Genomic DNA, 15,124 nt, shown 5'->3' on the forward strand with positions numbered 1-15,124 from the left:
AGCTGCTGAACAAGCTCGCGTACAACAGGAACAACAAAAAGCACAGCAAACTCAAACACAACCGGCTGCTGGAAGCAATAGTAATACATATTTCAAAAATTGTACTGAAGTTAAAAATGCTGGGAAAGCCCCATTATATAGAGACCAACCAGGATATAGCTCTAAACTTGATCGTGATGGCGATGGAGTTGCGTGTGAAAGATAGTAATAAAAAAGAAGCTTCTACTAAGCTTCTTTTTTTATTATCCTAAAGTATTGCGACGAATTACGCTTCCTCTTACTTAAATAAAACTCCTTTTATTATTCTCAAAAATGACACATAATAAGTGATTTAAATCACCACATTGATTTTAATTTATCGCTATTCTTGATTTAGATATTACATTTAAACTTTATGGAGGTCTTCATATGGAACATACATTTACTGAAACTTCAATTATCGGTGAGATTGTAACACAATTTCCGAAAGCTAGTGATCTTTTTAAATCATATAGAATAGATTTTTGTTGTGGTGGAAATAGACCACTTATTGATGCAATTAATGAAAGAAATTTATCAGCATCAGAGGTAATCACAGAGTTAAATACGCTTTATCATAAAACGAAACTATTAAACGAATCTGAAATTGATTGGAAAAATGCTTCTTATCAAGAATTGATTGATTATGTTATAAATAAGCATCATCGCTATTTAAATGAAGAATTGCCACAGTTAAGCCCATATGTGACGAAAGTATTACGCGTTCATGGGGCTAGTCAGCCTCATTTAGCTCAAATTCATAAGCTATTTCATGAACTTAAAATTGAATTAGAACAGCATTTAATTAAAGAAGAAACCGAAGATTTTCCATTAATTTTAGAATTCGAGCAAAATCCAACTGATGAAAACTATACAAAGTTACGTAAAGTAGTAGATGAGTTGGAGAATGAACATAGCCACGCTGGCAATATTATTAAAGAACTTCGTAAGGTGACAAATGACTTTACTCCTCCAGAAGGAGCTTGCGGCACTTATCGTCTTGTTTACCAGCGCCTTGAAGCTCTTGAATCTGACTTGTTTGAACATATTCATTTAGAAAATAACATTTTATTTCCACGTGCTATCGCAAAAGCTTAATTACGGCGCAGGACATGAGCATTTTTACTCATGTCCTGCTTTTCATTTTGTAAAAAATATTCACACGTTCCCCCACCGTTTCACTGGACAGCTTGATATAATTTAATTTATCGAAGGAATATATCAGGTAGCATTAAGGCGTTGTATTTATGAAAGAAAAAATGATTTAAAAACATTTACGAGAGTTCTTCCTCTTTAAAGAACTTTCAGAAGAAGAACTACAGCTTGTTATGGAGGGTTCTTCATTCCCAACGGATTATTCCTCCTTCCTCTCTTCTTTAATCTCACTAAAAAACAAGTCCTCTCATAAAGTAAAACTTCTAATTTGCGGGGTTTTGTTCATTGCCCGCAGACTATTAAGCGTCCCTCTCTCCTTTCACTTCCACTACAATCTAGTTATCTGCCCACATAACCAAATATCTCTTTCGCTTCTCCCTTCACATAAACCCGAATTTTAACAATTTGTGAATCATTATAAATATGTGATAAATATCACATCTCCCTCTTTTTTAATTTTCTATAATGGAAATATAATTCTTTGTTCAACTTTTCACATAGAAAGGGAAATGAATATGAAAAAACGTTTAGTTATGATCGGGAATGGTATGGCTGGCATACGCTGTATGGAAGAAATATTAAAACATGATAGTGATTTATATAATATTACTATTTTTGGAGATGAACCACATCCAAACTACAATCGCATTATGCTCTCTCATGTTCTGCAGGGAAAAACAAATATGCAAGATATCATTATGAACGAATATAGTTGGTACGAAGAAAATGAAATAACTTTATATACAAACGAGAGAGTTCAAAGTATTGACCGAGAAGAAAAAGTCATTGTCACAGAAAAAAATCGTACTCTTACATATGACAAACTCATTATCGCAACAGGATCTAGTGCTTTTATATTACCTGTTGAAGGTTCCACCCTTCCTGGTGTGACTGGATTCCGAACAATTGAAGATACACAATTTATGATTAATACTGCTAAAGATAAGAAAAAGGCCGTTGTCATTGGTGGTGGATTACTTGGTTTAGAAGCCGCAAGAGGTCTTATTGACTTAGGAATGGACGTACATATTGTTCATTTAATGCCGAGCTTAATGGAGCAACAATTAGATGCCAAAGCTGCTTCTCTATTGCGTGAAGATTTAGAAGCGCAAGGCATGAAATTTCTAATGGAAAAGAAAACTGTGAAGATTCTTGGTACCGATCATGTTGAGGGTATTCAATTTGAAGATGGTGAAATTGTAAATTGTGATTTAATCGTAATGGCTGTCGGAATACGTCCAAATACTCAAATAGCAAAAGATGCTGACTTAATTGTAAATCGCGGCATTGTAGTCAACGACTATATGCAAACAAATGATGAATCCATTTATGCAGTTGGAGAATGTGCAGAACATGATGGTATCGCATATGGACTTGTTGCTCCTCTTTATGAACAAGGTGCAATATTAGCAAAACAAATAACGAATTTACAAACGGATGGATATACAGGCAGTATCGTCGGTACGCAATTAAAAGTTGCAGGTTGTGATTTATTCTCTGCTGGCCAAATTTATGAAGATGATATAACGAAAGCAATATCAATCTTTGATGAATGTAAACGTTCCTATAAAAAAGTATTAATTCGTGACAATAAAGTCGTTGGTATCGTTTTATATGGTGATACTGCTGATGGTACACGCCTCTTTAGCATGTTAAAGAAAGAAGAAGACATACAAGAATATACAGCCGCTTCCCTTCTTCACAAAGCTGGTGAAGAAAGTGAACTTAACGTAGCTACTATGAGTGCGGATGACACTATTTGCGGATGTAATGGTGTTACAAAAGGTACAATCGTTCATGCCATTTTAGAGCAAGAGTTAACTACTTTTGAAGAAGTTAAAGGATGTACGAAAGCTGCGGGGTCTTGTGGTAAATGTCGTCCGCTTGTTGAACAAATTTTATCTCATACACTTGGAGATGCTTTTGATGCCTCAACGCAATCTGCCGGTATGTGTGGATGTACAACTTTATCACGTGATGAAGTCGTAGCGGCAATTCACGAGAAATGTTTAAAATCTCCAAAAGAAGTACGAAATGTCCTTGGTTTTGCACATGAAGACGGCTGTTCGAAATGTCGCCCTGCTTTAAACTACTATTTACGTATGGCGATTCCAGAAGAATATGCAGATGATAAATCATCCCGTTACGTTAATGAAAGAATGAATGGTAACATCCAACATGATGGTACATTTTCTGTTATTCCACGTATGTATGGAGGCGTTACAACCGCAGATGATTTAATGAAGATTGCTGAGGTTGCGAAAAAATATGACGTCCCTCTCGTAAAAATTACAGGTGCGAGTCGAATCGGCTTATATGGTGTTAAGAAACAAGATTTACCTAACGTATGGGCTGACTTACATATGACTTCTGGATATGCGTACTCAAAATCGCTTCGTAATGTAAAATCATGTGTTGGTTCTCGCTTCTGTCGGTTCGGTACGAAAGATTCATTAGGACTTGGTATGCTCCTTGAACAATCATTAGAAATGGTAGATACACCTCATAAAATGAAGATGGGTGTAACGGGCTGTCCACGTAACTGTGCGGAAGTACTTACGAAAGATTTCGGTGTTGTGTGTGTTGAAAATGGATTCCAACTTTATATCGGCGGAAATGGTGGTACAGAAGTACGTGAAGCTGATTTTGTAATGATCGTCCCTACTGAAGATGATGTCCTTCGCATCGCAACAGCTTACATGCAATATTATCGTGAAACTGGTATTTATGGGGAACGTACTGCCTACTGGACAGAACGGTTAGGCTTCGATCACATAAAAGAAATACTACAGGATACAAGTATGGTCACGATGTTAAATGAGCGTTTCCAAACAGCTCGTAGCACATATACGGAAGCTTGGGGACAGGCACTAGAAACGAAATCATTAAAAGCTATGTATGAAGTAGAAACTGTGAAATAAGGAGCTGTGAACCATATGTTACAAACGAAAGAGAAAATAAAAGTTATGCGTGCGGAAGACCTTCCTATTCAAATTGGTAAAGAAGTGCAAATGAAAGACATTTCTATTGCCCTATTTCGTCTCTCAAATGGCGATATTCGAGCTGTAGAAAATCGTTGCCCTCATAAAAATGGACCATTAGCAGAAGGTATTGTATCTGGAGAATTCGTCTTTTGCCCACTACATGATTGGAAAATTTCATTACTAACAGGTGAAGTTCAAAAACCGGATGACGGCTGTATTCAAACGTACGAAGTAGAAGTTATCGACGGAGATATTTATATATATATGTAATTTACAAAAGGAAGCCTCCCCTGGCTTCCTTTTAAATAAAAACAAACGAGGTGCGAATATGAACGGATATGTATATTTAGTTGGTGCAGGACCAGGTGATGAAGGGCTTATTACAAAAAAAGCGATAGATTGCTTAAAGCGTGCAGATATTGTCTTATATGACCGCTTATTGAACCCTACTTTTCTTAGTTATACAAAGCAAACTTGTGAACTTATTTATTGCGGTAAAATGCCTAAGAATCATACTATGCGACAAGAAATGATTAACGCCCACCTCCTTCAATTTGCGAAAGAAGGGAAAATCGTTGTCCGCTTAAAAGGCGGAGATCCATCTATTTTCGGCAGAGTTGGTGAAGAAGCAGAAACTTTAGCGGCAGCAAACATTCCATACGAGATTGTGCCAGGTATTACAGCTAGCATCGCCGCTAGTAGTTATGCAGGTATCCCCCTCACCCACCGCAACTACAGTAATAGTGTAACTTTACTAACTGGACATTCAAAAGGTCCTTTAACCGATCATGGAAAATACAATTCATCCCACAATAGCGACACGATCGCCTACTATATGGGTATAAAAAACTTACCTACCATTTGTCAAAACTTACTACAAGCAGGAAAAAAAGAAGATACACCTGTAGCAGTCATTGAATGGGGTACAACTGGTAAACAGCGCGTTGTCACAGGAACACTTTCAACCATTGTTCCTATCGTCAAAAACGAAAATATTTCTAATCCATCAATGACAATTGTTGGTGATGTCGTTTCCTTACGTAATCAAATCGCTTGGAAAGAACGTAAACCATTACATGGTAAAAAAGTATTATTTTCAGCTGCTACAAATAAAGAAAGTTCAATAAAACAAATGTTACAAGAATGCGGTGCAGAAATATATCAAATTCCAACTTTCAAAAAGAAAGAATACACATTAACCTCTGAACAAATCAATGAAATTTTCAACGTTGATCGCCTTGTATTTTGTTCAGCTGAGAGTGTAGAGATTTTGATACAATCATGCAGTAAGCGCCATAAAGATATTCGTTCCTTACAGGCAGAACTGCAATATATGAACCTTCCTGTTCAAGAAAAGCTTATGCAGTATGGATTGTTAAGTAAACCTGCAGCGTTTTCTTCTAATACAACTATTTATTTAGGCCGAAATATTAATCGAATTGCTTTCATTCAAGAAAAAATTGGTGCAGGCTCCTATATGATGACTCATGAGTATACAATCGATAATCGCTTCGATGAAATTCATTCACGTATGCTTTCTGAATTCTCATGGGATAGTATTGTATTTGAAGGGCGCGCTTCAATTGATACGTTTCTATCAGAAGTAAAGCGTCTTGGCTTTATGCATGTTCTTACTCTTCCATTCTCGTATACCGACGTTCCAACTTTACACTATGCGAATAAAGTCGGGTTACATAACATTGATCATCAATTACAAGACATTATTATGAAGAAGGATATGGTGGCAAGATGAAAGGAATTGTATATGTTGGACACGGGAGCCGGCTCCAAGAAGGGAACGAACAATTCACTCACTTTATTCAATCAGTTATGACAGAGCGTAACGAAAGGATTCAAAAAATAGCTTTTCTTGAACTAACAACACCTACCATTCAAGATGCAGTTACAGAAACAATAATAGAAGGAGCAACTGAAATAATGATAGTTCCTGTTTTATTATTTGCAGCAGCTCACTATAAACGTGATATTCCTTTTGAGATAGAGCAAATGCAAAAGAAATATCCACATATAAATTTTTCAGTTGCACCACCTTTTAGTACGCATCCACATATGGTTGAACTTGTAGTTAAAAGAATACGTGAAACAATGCCAATGCAAGACAGTAGAATTATACTCGTCGGTCGAGGTAGTAGTGACCCTCAGCCGATATATGAATTACAACAAATTGGAGCAGCTGCCGGACGAAAACTCGGTATGCCAGTATCTTGTTCCTTTTTAACAAAAGGAACTCCCTCTTTTACTGCTGAGCTCAAAAATATAACACAGGCTGCGTCACATGTATATGTCATGCCGTACCTTCTCTTTACCGGATTATTGCTTCAAAAAATTAAATTACATACAAAAAAGTATGATCACGTTACAACTTGCAACTGCCTTCAGTTTGATACATACATGAAGTTAACATTATTAGAACGAATGGAGGAATGTGTGTATGTATAACCTGTACCCTCTTATGTTTAATCTAAATCAAAAAGTGGTCGTTATCATTGGTGGTGGTAAAATTGCATATCGAAAAGCGTCTGGATTAAAGGATACAGGCGCTTTTGTCACGGTTGTCAGCCCGGAAATTTGCGAGGAAATGAAGGAGCTTCCTTATGTTACATGGAAGCAAAAAACTTTTACTAATGATGATATTAAAGATGCCCATCTTATTTATGCCGCAACAAATCAACATACTGTAAATATGATGGTCAAGCAAGCTGCTCATGATTTCCAATGGGTTAACGTTGTAAGTGATGGTACAGCATCATCATTTCACACACCTGGTGTCATACGAAATGATGAATTTGTTGTCAGTATTTCAACTTCAGGTAAAGATCCATCGTTTACAAAACGTATGAAGCAGGAACTAACCTCTATACTTCCTAAGCTTATAAAAAAACTTTCCCGTACACATAAATCGGAATCTATCTCTTAGCTAGCATATGAATTTACTTTGGACAAACGTTTTTAGAGACGTTTGTTCTTTTTTATGAAACAAGTAAAATATCGTTATCTATAGAACGATATTGATACAACCATTCATCCCCTCTCGTGTTCAAGTATAAAAAAAGGATGCCTCTACTAGGCACCCTTTTTCTCTATTAATTATTCTTTAACATCACTAACAGCTTCTCTTGACTATACATCCACACTGTAATGATTAAACAAGCAAGCGCTACTTCTGATAATGCCATAAATCCAATTGCATAATGACCTGTTAGTTGGAATAGTAGTGTTAAAATTAATGGTGGGAAGAACCCTCCTAGTCCACCTAAAGCTGACACAACCCCATTTACAATCCCTGCTTGTTCAGAGAAGTACATTGGAACAAGTTTAAAGATTGTACCATTTCCAATACCTGCACAGAATGCGACTAGTAAGCAACCAAATGTATACACGTTCATACTAGGCATAAATGATAAAATAATACCTGAAAGTGTTAAGCCGATAAATACGAAGATTAATATTTTAAATGGATTAAACTTATCACCGAGCCAGCCACCAATTGGGCGCATCATTGTTGCTAATACGATAAATCCCGCTGTCCGCATACCCGCATCTACTTTCTCTAATCCGAAGTGAGATACTAAAAAGTTTGGTAAATATACTGTGAATGCGACAAATGATCCGAAAGTTAAAAAGTAAAAGATACATAAAAACCAAAGTTTTTCATTTTTATATACACCTTTTATTTGTTCCATTAATGGTGTATTCACCTTTTTCTCCTTACGATCGCCTAATAAAAAGTTCATAAGTGCAAATGCTGCCAGTAAAACTAAATAACACTGTACTGTTGTTCTCCAGCCAACCGAAGTTGCAATGACAGGTGCTAAAAACGAAGTAATTGCTGTTCCGGCGTTACCGACACCATAAATACCATTTACAAAACCGTGACTCTCTTTCGGAAAGTATTTCGGTAAAGAAGTTACTCCTACAGAGAATACAGCACCACCGATTCCTACGAATAAGCCACCAATAATTAAATCCATCATAGAATTGGCAACGCTAATATAAAAGACAGGGAATAATAGAAGAATAAAACTCACAAAAAACAATTTTCTTGCTCCGTAACGATTTGTCCAATAACCAATTGGAATGCGAAGAATAGAACCTAAAATAACCGGTACTGCTGTGACCATAGAAATTTGTCCTGCAGTTAATGGTATATCCGCTTTAATATAAGGCATTAATGATGATAATATTACCCATACCATAAAACCAATAACTAGATTAGAAGTTTGTAAACTTAATTGAAAATTAGGACTTTTCATCCTGTTCCCTCCTATGTATGCATAGTTATATTAATTCCCTCCAGTCTAATCACGTACTAACATGATTAGACTGAAAAGAATCAACCACCACTTACTGGCGGAATCATCGCTACAACATCGCCAGTTTGAATGATGTCATCCTCATTTGCGTATTCTTCATTTACAGCGACCATAATCTGGTTTGAAATTGTTATGTTGTATTCTTTAACAAGAATATCTTTTAGCTCAGTAACAGTAATATTTCCATAATCTATTTGCAACGCTGACTTACTTGCTTCTTCTTGCAAATTTGCAAATAATAATACTTCAATCATCTTCTCATCTCCTTTTCAGGCTCCCCACTTAAATATGCTGTTTTCTCTAACTGATCTCCTATCCATGACTCACCATCTTCCCAAAACTCTTTCTTCCAAATCGGAACAATTTGTTTAATTCGTTCCATAATATATTCATTCGCCTCATAGGCTGCTTTCCGGTGCGGTGTAGCCACAGCTACTACAACAGCAAGGTCAGAAATTTGCAATGTACCAATGCGATGTGTAATTGCCACATATGTCCCCGGCCATTTCCCTTCTACTTCGGTACCAATTTTCGCAAGCTGCTTTTCTGCCATTGCTTTATAAGCTACATACTCTAAATATAACGTACGACGCCCTTTCGTAAATTCTCTGACAGTACCAATAAAAGTTGTAACTGCACCGCACTCACGCCGAATTACTTTACTTGTAACTTCTTCAATTGCAATAGGTGTATCAATTACTTCAAAATACGTATGTGTCATCTTGCACCTCTTATCTTTGTCTAAATCATTTCTTATACAGATCTAATCTGCGGAAAATCTCTCAATCTATTTTTCTATTACTTATATGATCGAAGTGGTTCTTCCCATGGCCACTCGCTTCCTAAGTTTGATTCTAATAACAGTACCGAAACAGTTATTCCTGCTTCAAATCCTCTCGTTCCTCCCGGTAGGACGATAAATGCATTCGCTTCTGCAAGTGAAGAAATTGCACTAGATTTATCTAAACCAACTGGTGTAACCTGTAATTGGCCATCTACAAGTTCTACCTTCCCTCTTACAAAACGCGTAAACGGATTTGCTTTCGGAAAGTCTTTCTGTAAAATCGCCTCTGCACGATATACGTGCGGATCTTTCCTATGCAAGTATGTTCCAATGACTGGTCGAACATATAATTCACACCCAACATAACAAGCAGAAGGGTTACCGGATAGACCAAATAATAGTTTTCCTTCTAACTCAGCTACAGTTGTCACACTTCCTGGTCGCATCGCTATTTTATTGAAAAGTACATTAGCTTGTAATCTCTCATAAATAGCAGGTAAATAATCGTAGTCTCCTACTGAAACGCCACCAGTTGTAATTAAAATATCGACTTCTTTCATTGCTCTTTTTACGGTCTCATAACACGTCTCTAAATCGTCAACGAATTGTCCATAATACTGTACAAATCCGCCCGCTCGTTCAACTTGAGCAGCTATCATATAGGAGTTACTATTTCGAATCTTCCCTTGTTTCAGTTGTTCATGTACTTCGAGCAGTTCACTTCCTGTCGTTACAATTCCAATAACCGGCTGTCTTACAACATGTACGGAACTATAACCAAACGTAGCAAGAAGCGCTGCTACTCCAGGGTTAATAGAAGTCCCTTTTTTCACAAGTATGGCATTTTGTTTTACATCTTCTCCTTTAAAAGAAATGTTATCACCAGAGGCGAAAGGACGTTTTAATTTCATATAAGTCTTTTCGTTTTCTTCAAACGCTTCCGTTAGCTCTAACATAACGACAGCATTACACCCCACTGGAATTGCGGCTCCTGTCATAATACGTACAGCTTGAAATGCTTTCACCTCTTCTGTAAAAACAAAACCTGCTCCAATTTCACCAATCACTTCAAACAGAATGGGATTACTACTACTGGCTTTTTTTGTATCTTCTGCTCGAATCGCAAATCCGTCGTATGGAGAGCGATTAAAATGAGGGACATCATGATCTGCAATAACATCTTCTCCAAGAATTCTTCCGTAACTTTCTATAAGAGAAACCTCTTCTGTTTCACCTTGACGAGCATATTCCATTACACGTGTAACTGCTTCTGCCACTGGAATTGATATACGTTTTTGTAACATTCCTTTTTCACCTCGTTTTGATAAGGAGAAACGCTCTTTCTATTCACCCTATATATTTTGCGTATAATCGTTTTGCCATTTTCATATCATTAGTCCCATGAATAAACGCCCTACCGTCTGTAAATAAAACAAAACGATAGTCATCCATTAGAAACGATAGTAAATATGGTGTTTTTTTGACATTCACACTTTTTTGTAAGCGCTTTTGAATTTCTTCTAAATTAAGAATCCCCTTTACTCCCGGACGGATTTGAACCGTATTCCGCCCGCATAACACTTCTGTTTTCATCTGTGATTCAAACGTTAAACTTGGATACGTGCGTACATTTCCACAAGATGGACATGTACTTTTTTTCTGCCTATTTACTTTTAATGAGAGGTATTGATTATTCCAAATATCAAATGATAACATTGTCCCTCGTAACGACTCATAATCATCCACCAATATTTTCATCGCTTCTGTTATTTGATTAGCAACGACCATTTGTACAGCTGGCTGAATGATCCCTGCTGTATCGCATGTTGCTCCGCCCATAGGATGATCCATCAGACAGCGAAAACATGGTGTTTTCCCAGGAAGAATTGTATACGTTACACCGTAACTTCCAATGCATCCACCGTATATCCAAGGTATATTTTCTTTTTGCGAAATGTCATTTATAAGTAGGCGCGTATCGAAATTGTCAGTCGCATCTAATATGAGATCCACTTTTTTTGTTAACACTTCCATCTCTTGCATTGTGACGTCCGTTACAATTGGTACAATTTCTACTTTAGAATTAATCTTCCCTAAATGTTCTGCAGCTGCAATTGCTTTTGGTTTACACTGCTGTGCATCTTCTTCTGTATATAACTGTTGCCGCTGTAAATTACTCCATTCGACGTAGTCACGGTCAGCAATTGTCAATTTCCTAATTCCCATTCTAACGAGCGCTTCCGCGTTTGCAGCGCCAAGTGCACCCGCACCGATTAAGAGCACATGCTTTTCTCTTATTTTTCTTTGGCCCATTTCACCAATTCCAGAAAATAAAACTTGCCTTGAATAACGCTCTTCCATGCAGAATCCTCCTTTCGTTATCCACCAATATAAGACATTTCAATTTTAGGACGATTTTTTGTACTTTCTGCCGTTCGTTCATCTGAATACCGATCTTTTCTGTACTCCCATACACCTTTTAGAATTTTTAATAATGATGCATCAGAAATATTTTCCCGAAGAAGCGTTCGTAAATCTGTTCCATCTGCTCTGAATAAGCACGTGAAAAATTTACCATCTGCCGAAATACGAGCTCTCGTACAAGAAGAACAGAATGACTCAGAAACAGAAGTAATAAATCCAACTTCTGTATCGCTCCCTACATACCGATACAATTTCGCTACTTCTCCAAAATAACGGGGCTTAATGGGCTCAATAGGATATACACGATTAATTTTTTCTATTAACTCTTCCTTCGTAATTACTTGTTCAAAGTTCCATCCGTTCGTACTACCAACATCCATAAACTCGATAAAACGGAGCTGAATTCCCTGCTTTTTAAAATAACCTGCCATCAGAAGAATTTGACTATCATTCATCCCTTTTTTTACGACCATATTTACCTTTACTTCTAGTCCTGCTGCCTTTGCTGCCTCAATTCCCTTTAATATAGGCTTCGTACTTACATTACGACCATTAATTTTTTGAAAGATATGATCCTCTATCGCATCTAGACTAATATTTACACGTTGTAATCCTGCTTCTTTTAATAGCTTAGCTTGTTTTGCTAAATGAATACCGTTTGTTGTGAGTCCAATATCCGTTAAGCCATCTAACTTTGCAAGTCTTGCAATCAACTTCGGTAAGTCTTTACGTAATAAAGGTTCCCCGCCTGTAATCCTAATTTTTTTCACTCCCATGCTAATAAATAATTTCGCTAACCTTTCAATTTCATCGAATGTTAGTAAACACTCTTCCTGTAAAAAAGCATAATCAGGTCCGAACACTTCAGCCGGCATACAGTATGTGCACCTAAAATTACAACGGTCAATAACTGAAATACGTAAATCTTGAAGTGGTCGCTCTAAAGAATCTTTCATCTTCCCTTGCATCTATATCCCTTCTTTTCTACTTAAATCCTTAGTAAGTTTTCAATTTTTCATTTGCCTTCATTATAAAAAAGAAGCTACATATTCAATGTGACTTTTCTCACATTACTTTCCCCATTTAAAAAATCTTCACAAATCCGTTCGAATTTTGTTCACATCTCTAGTCCCATTCTCTTTACATACTAAAATTTCTTAAACTAAAAAACTTATATTCGCATAATATAATCCCTTACTATAAGTAGCTTTTTAGACATTTAAAGTCGTTTTTCCTTACGGTCATTGAAATTTCACTTTATTTTCAAAAATATCTCTTGCAATTTCATCATGATTACATCCAAAATAAGAAATATACTGCTTATAAGAAGAAAGGTGATTGCTGTGGCAAACAGTACGGCATTATCCAAAGATTTAAAGGAGTTACTTTCATCTGTTGAATATAAAATGCAAATCAATAAGGGGAGTTTTATTTTTCAAGAAGGTATGGAAGCAACAGAAATTTATATCATTCACTCTGGAAAAGTGCAAATCAGTAAACTTAGTGCTGACGGACAAGAATTAACACTTCGCATTTGTTCACAAAATGATATTATTGGGGAATTAACATTGTTCACGGAAAATGCAAGGTATTTATTAAATTCGAAATGCCTTGAAGATGTTGAAGTAGGGGTTATTAAACGTGCAGCCTTAGAAATAGCATTACTTCAAAAGCCTGCACTTGTATTTGAATTTATGAGATGGATTAGCGAGCATTTAAGAAGAATGCAAACAAAATTCCGAGATCTAGTATTACACGGTAAAAAAGGTGCCCTGTATTCTACACTCATTCGAATGACAAATAGTTATGGTATTTTAAAAGAAAATGGGATTCTCATCGATTTACCTTTAACGAATCAAGAACTTGCGAATTTCTGTGCAACTTCCCGTGAAAGCGTAAATCGGATGTTAAGTGATTTAAAAAAACAAGGGACAATTTCTATTTACAAAGGTAAGATTACAATTCATGATTTACAATTCTTAAAATGTGAAATTGCTTGTGAGGATTGTTCTGCCTCAATTTGTAGTATTGAGTAGCATCTTATTTAGATGCTACTCTTTTTTCATATTAAGTTACTGGTTATTTTCCTTGTTGCTATCCCCTATATCAAGAAAGACGAGGGGTTCAATTAAACCTCGTCTTTCTTGATATATTACTAAATAGGTATAACGGCATTATTTTTTCAATTCATTAGGAATACGTCTTCTGTAAATAACGTAACTACGGCTTAAATATTTAATCGGAGCACTAAAAACATGGACAAGTCTTGTAAACGGCCATACTGCGAAAAGCCCCATCCCTGCAATAATATGAATTTTAAACCATACAGGTACTTCCATCATATATTCAACTTTCGGTTGGAAAATAAAGAGACTACGGAACCATGGACCGATTGTTGTACGATAATCAAATCCTTTTGAGTCAATATTTAAAAAGGTTGAAGTCAATCCCGCCAGCATCACAATAAGCAATAAGATAAGCGCAACATAATCTCCTGTTGTACTCGTTGCAATGATGCGTTTTACTGTTAAACGGCGATACGTTAATATAATTAATCCAATAATAGAGGCAATCCCTGCCGGAAGTCCGAAGCTAATCGCTACTATATGATACATATGCTCAGAAATACCTATTGAGCGGTATATGGCCTCTGGAATTAATATCCCCATAACATGACCGCCAATTACGAACATTATCCCAAAGTGGAATAATAGACTTCCGATCCGGAGCATTTTCTTCTCTAATAGTTCGCTAGATTTTGATGTCCAGCCAAATTGATCATAGTTGTATCTGAAAATGTGTCCACCAATAAAGATTGCAAAAATGATATAGGGAAACAGCACCCATAAAAATTGATCCATCATTTTGACAACACTCCTTTCTAATTCGTCTGTACTCCCCATGCATCGATAGCTAGGAGAACGGCTGTAAGAATTGGTTCGTGCATACAGTTTGCTTCTTTTAATTGCCCGTGCAGTGCTTGTATATTTTCCGTGTATTTACTCATAATTGGTTCGCTATCTTTTTCATTCGCGTTTGCAAGAAACTCAAGTAAAAGCGGTAAATAATCAGGTAGTTCTTTATCTGTTACGTTAAAACCAGATTTTTGATAATGCTGTTTTAACTCTAATAATTCAATTCCACGCTCTCTTTGTTCACCTGTTTTCATGTAGGTAAGATACATATTTGTCTTCTTTCCAAAGTCGAATGTATAGACGTAAGAATCAATAAGTTGATTGTCTGTTTTATCTAGCGCTGCTTTTATAAATGTTGTAAGTGATGCTCTGATTTCTTCCTGTTCAATTTCTTGAATCTCTTCCTGTAATTCTAGTAAAGCTTCTCTCCAACCTAGTTCAGGATAGGAGAGAAGAAAAGAAGAACAAGAAAAAGCGGTTTGTAAACTTTGTTTCATATTTGTCTGCCCC

At 36.4% G+C, this 15,124-nt stretch carries 16 protein-coding genes; 8 read left to right on the forward strand and 8 right to left on the reverse strand.

The features are described from left to right. The 7 genes from V7038_RS20500 to V7038_RS20530 form a co-directional block, all read left to right on the forward strand. On the forward strand, nt 1-205 hold a 205-nt coding region (locus V7038_RS20500; RefSeq protein WP_335695576.1), incomplete at its 5' end, for an excalibur calcium-binding domain-containing protein. A 203-nt stretch (nt 206-408) separates the two neighbouring features. Then, entirely contained in the window at nt 409-1,116 is a 708-nt protein-coding gene (ric, locus tag V7038_RS20505) for an iron-sulfur cluster repair di-iron protein (RefSeq protein WP_002202194.1), read from the forward strand. Between the two features lie 572 nt (nt 1,117-1,688). Further along, on the forward strand, nt 1,689-4,094 hold the full coding sequence (gene nirB / locus V7038_RS20510; RefSeq protein ID WP_335695577.1) for an NADPH-nitrite reductase large subunit: 2,406 nt from the start codon (nt 1,689-1,691) through the stop codon (nt 4,092-4,094). A 15-nt stretch (nt 4,095-4,109) separates the two neighbouring features. Continuing rightward, the gene (gene nirD, locus V7038_RS20515; RefSeq protein ID WP_335695578.1) at nt 4,110-4,427 is read left to right on the forward strand and encodes a nitrite reductase small subunit NirD; all 318 of its coding nucleotides are present in this window, start codon (nt 4,110-4,112) and stop codon (nt 4,425-4,427) included. A gap of 58 nt (nt 4,428-4,485) precedes the next feature. Further along, nucleotides 4,486-5,910, forward strand: a complete 1,425-nt coding sequence (locus V7038_RS20520; RefSeq protein WP_335695579.1) for a uroporphyrin-III C-methyltransferase — start codon at nt 4,486-4,488, stop codon at nt 5,908-5,910. Next, nucleotides 5,907-6,617: a sirohydrochlorin chelatase gene (locus V7038_RS20525; RefSeq protein ID WP_070139216.1), complete on the forward strand. Its 711-nt coding sequence runs from the start codon at nt 5,907-5,909 to the stop codon at nt 6,615-6,617. Before V7038_RS20520 ends, V7038_RS20525 begins: the two co-directional genes overlap by 4 nt. Then, complete coding sequence (locus tag V7038_RS20530) at nt 6,610-7,095, forward strand: precorrin-2 dehydrogenase (protein WP_002202198.1); 486 nt, start codon at nt 6,610-6,612, stop codon at nt 7,093-7,095. The genes V7038_RS20525 and V7038_RS20530 overlap by 8 nt, the downstream gene beginning before the upstream one ends. Before the next feature lie 166 nt (nt 7,096-7,261). Here the strand turns inward: V7038_RS20530 and narK are convergent, their stop codons facing one another. The 6 genes from narK to moaA form a co-directional block, all read right to left on the reverse strand. Continuing rightward, nucleotides 7,262-8,431, reverse strand: a complete 1,170-nt coding sequence (gene narK / locus V7038_RS20535; protein WP_002202199.1) for a nitrate transporter NarK — start codon at nt 8,429-8,431, stop codon at nt 7,262-7,264. An 80-nt stretch (nt 8,432-8,511) separates the two neighbouring features. After that, nucleotides 8,512-8,745 carry a molybdopterin converting factor subunit 1 gene (moaD, locus tag V7038_RS20540; protein WP_070139214.1) on the reverse strand — a complete coding sequence of 78 codons (234 nt, stop codon included), beginning with the start codon at nt 8,743-8,745 and terminating at the stop codon, nt 8,512-8,514. Continuing rightward, nucleotides 8,742-9,212, reverse strand: a complete 471-nt coding sequence (locus V7038_RS20545; protein ID WP_070139213.1) for a molybdenum cofactor biosynthesis protein MoaE — start codon at nt 9,210-9,212, stop codon at nt 8,742-8,744. Before V7038_RS20545 ends, moaD begins: the two co-directional genes overlap by 4 nt. Nucleotides 9,213-9,289: 77 nt before the next feature. Next, a complete protein-coding gene (locus V7038_RS20550) occupies nt 9,290-10,579 on the reverse strand; it encodes a molybdopterin molybdotransferase MoeA (protein WP_002202202.1) in 1,290 nt (429 codons plus the stop codon). Nucleotides 10,580-10,622: 43 nt separating this feature from the next. Further along, complete coding sequence (locus V7038_RS20555) at nt 10,623-11,636, reverse strand: molybdopterin-synthase adenylyltransferase MoeB (RefSeq protein WP_335695580.1); 1,014 nt, start codon at nt 11,634-11,636, stop codon at nt 10,623-10,625. A 17-nt stretch (nt 11,637-11,653) separates the two neighbouring features. Further along, nucleotides 11,654-12,667 carry a GTP 3',8-cyclase MoaA gene (moaA, locus tag V7038_RS20560; protein WP_002148399.1) on the reverse strand — a complete coding sequence of 338 codons (1,014 nt, stop codon included), beginning with the start codon at nt 12,665-12,667 and terminating at the stop codon, nt 11,654-11,656. Nucleotides 12,668-13,042: 375 nt separating this feature from the next. Here moaA and V7038_RS20565 point away from each other — a divergent pair, with 375 nt between their 5' ends. Continuing rightward, nucleotides 13,043-13,735 (forward strand): Crp/Fnr family transcriptional regulator, encoded by a 693-nt coding sequence (locus tag V7038_RS20565; protein ID WP_002158081.1) that lies wholly within the window; start codon nt 13,043-13,045, stop codon nt 13,733-13,735. A gap of 138 nt (nt 13,736-13,873) precedes the next feature. On the opposite strand, the gene narI is transcribed toward V7038_RS20565, so the two are convergent. Together narI and narJ are read right to left on the reverse strand one after the other, a co-directional pair. Continuing rightward, nucleotides 13,874-14,563, reverse strand: a complete 690-nt coding sequence (gene narI, locus V7038_RS20570; protein WP_335695581.1) for a respiratory nitrate reductase subunit gamma — start codon at nt 14,561-14,563, stop codon at nt 13,874-13,876. A gap of 17 nt (nt 14,564-14,580) precedes the next feature. Further along, nucleotides 14,581-15,111 carry a nitrate reductase molybdenum cofactor assembly chaperone gene (gene narJ, locus V7038_RS20575; RefSeq protein WP_131231136.1) on the reverse strand — a complete coding sequence of 177 codons (531 nt, stop codon included), beginning with the start codon at nt 15,109-15,111 and terminating at the stop codon, nt 14,581-14,583. Between the last annotated feature and the right edge of the window lie 13 nt (nt 15,112-15,124).

This window comes from Bacillus sp. JJ783 (assembly GCF_036963225.1).
GTDB classification, from domain to species: Bacteria; Bacillota; Bacilli; order Bacillales; family Bacillaceae_G; genus Bacillus_A; species Bacillus_A cereus_U.

What these genes read in the sequence shown, in the direction of transcription:
- ric (WP_002202194.1), top strand. Translation starts at nt 409, where the DNA reads ATGGAACATACATTTACTGAAACTTCAATTATCGGTGAGATTGTAACA.
- nirB (WP_335695577.1), top strand. Translation starts at nt 1,689, where the DNA reads ATGAAAAAACGTTTAGTTATGATCGGGAATGGTATGGCTGGCATACGC.
- nirD (WP_335695578.1), top strand. Translation starts at nt 4,110, where the DNA reads ATGTTACAAACGAAAGAGAAAATAAAAGTTATGCGTGCGGAAGACCTT.
- V7038_RS20520 (WP_335695579.1), top strand. Translation starts at nt 4,486, where the DNA reads ATGAACGGATATGTATATTTAGTTGGTGCAGGACCAGGTGATGAAGGG.
- V7038_RS20525 (WP_070139216.1), top strand. Translation starts at nt 5,907, where the DNA reads ATGAAAGGAATTGTATATGTTGGACACGGGAGCCGGCTCCAAGAAGGG.
- V7038_RS20530 (WP_002202198.1), top strand. Translation starts at nt 6,610, where the DNA reads ATGTATAACCTGTACCCTCTTATGTTTAATCTAAATCAAAAAGTGGTC.
- narK (WP_002202199.1), bottom strand. Translation starts at nt 8,431, where the DNA reads ATGAAAAGTCCTAATTTTCAATTAAGTTTACAAACTTCTAATCTAGTT.
- moaD (WP_070139214.1), bottom strand. Translation starts at nt 8,745, where the DNA reads ATGATTGAAGTATTATTATTTGCAAATTTGCAAGAAGAAGCAAGTAAG.
- V7038_RS20545 (WP_070139213.1), bottom strand. Translation starts at nt 9,212, where the DNA reads ATGACACATACGTATTTTGAAGTAATTGATACACCTATTGCAATTGAA.
- V7038_RS20550 (WP_002202202.1), bottom strand. Translation starts at nt 10,579, where the DNA reads ATGTTACAAAAACGTATATCAATTCCAGTGGCAGAAGCAGTTACACGT.
- V7038_RS20555 (WP_335695580.1), bottom strand. Translation starts at nt 11,636, where the DNA reads ATGGAAGAGCGTTATTCAAGGCAAGTTTTATTTTCTGGAATTGGTGAA.
- moaA (WP_002148399.1), bottom strand. Translation starts at nt 12,667, where the DNA reads ATGCAAGGGAAGATGAAAGATTCTTTAGAGCGACCACTTCAAGATTTA.
- narI (WP_335695581.1), bottom strand. Translation starts at nt 14,563, where the DNA reads ATGATGGATCAATTTTTATGGGTGCTGTTTCCCTATATCATTTTTGCA.
- narJ (WP_131231136.1), bottom strand. Translation starts at nt 15,111, where the DNA reads ATGAAACAAAGTTTACAAACCGCTTTTTCTTGTTCTTCTTTTCTTCTC.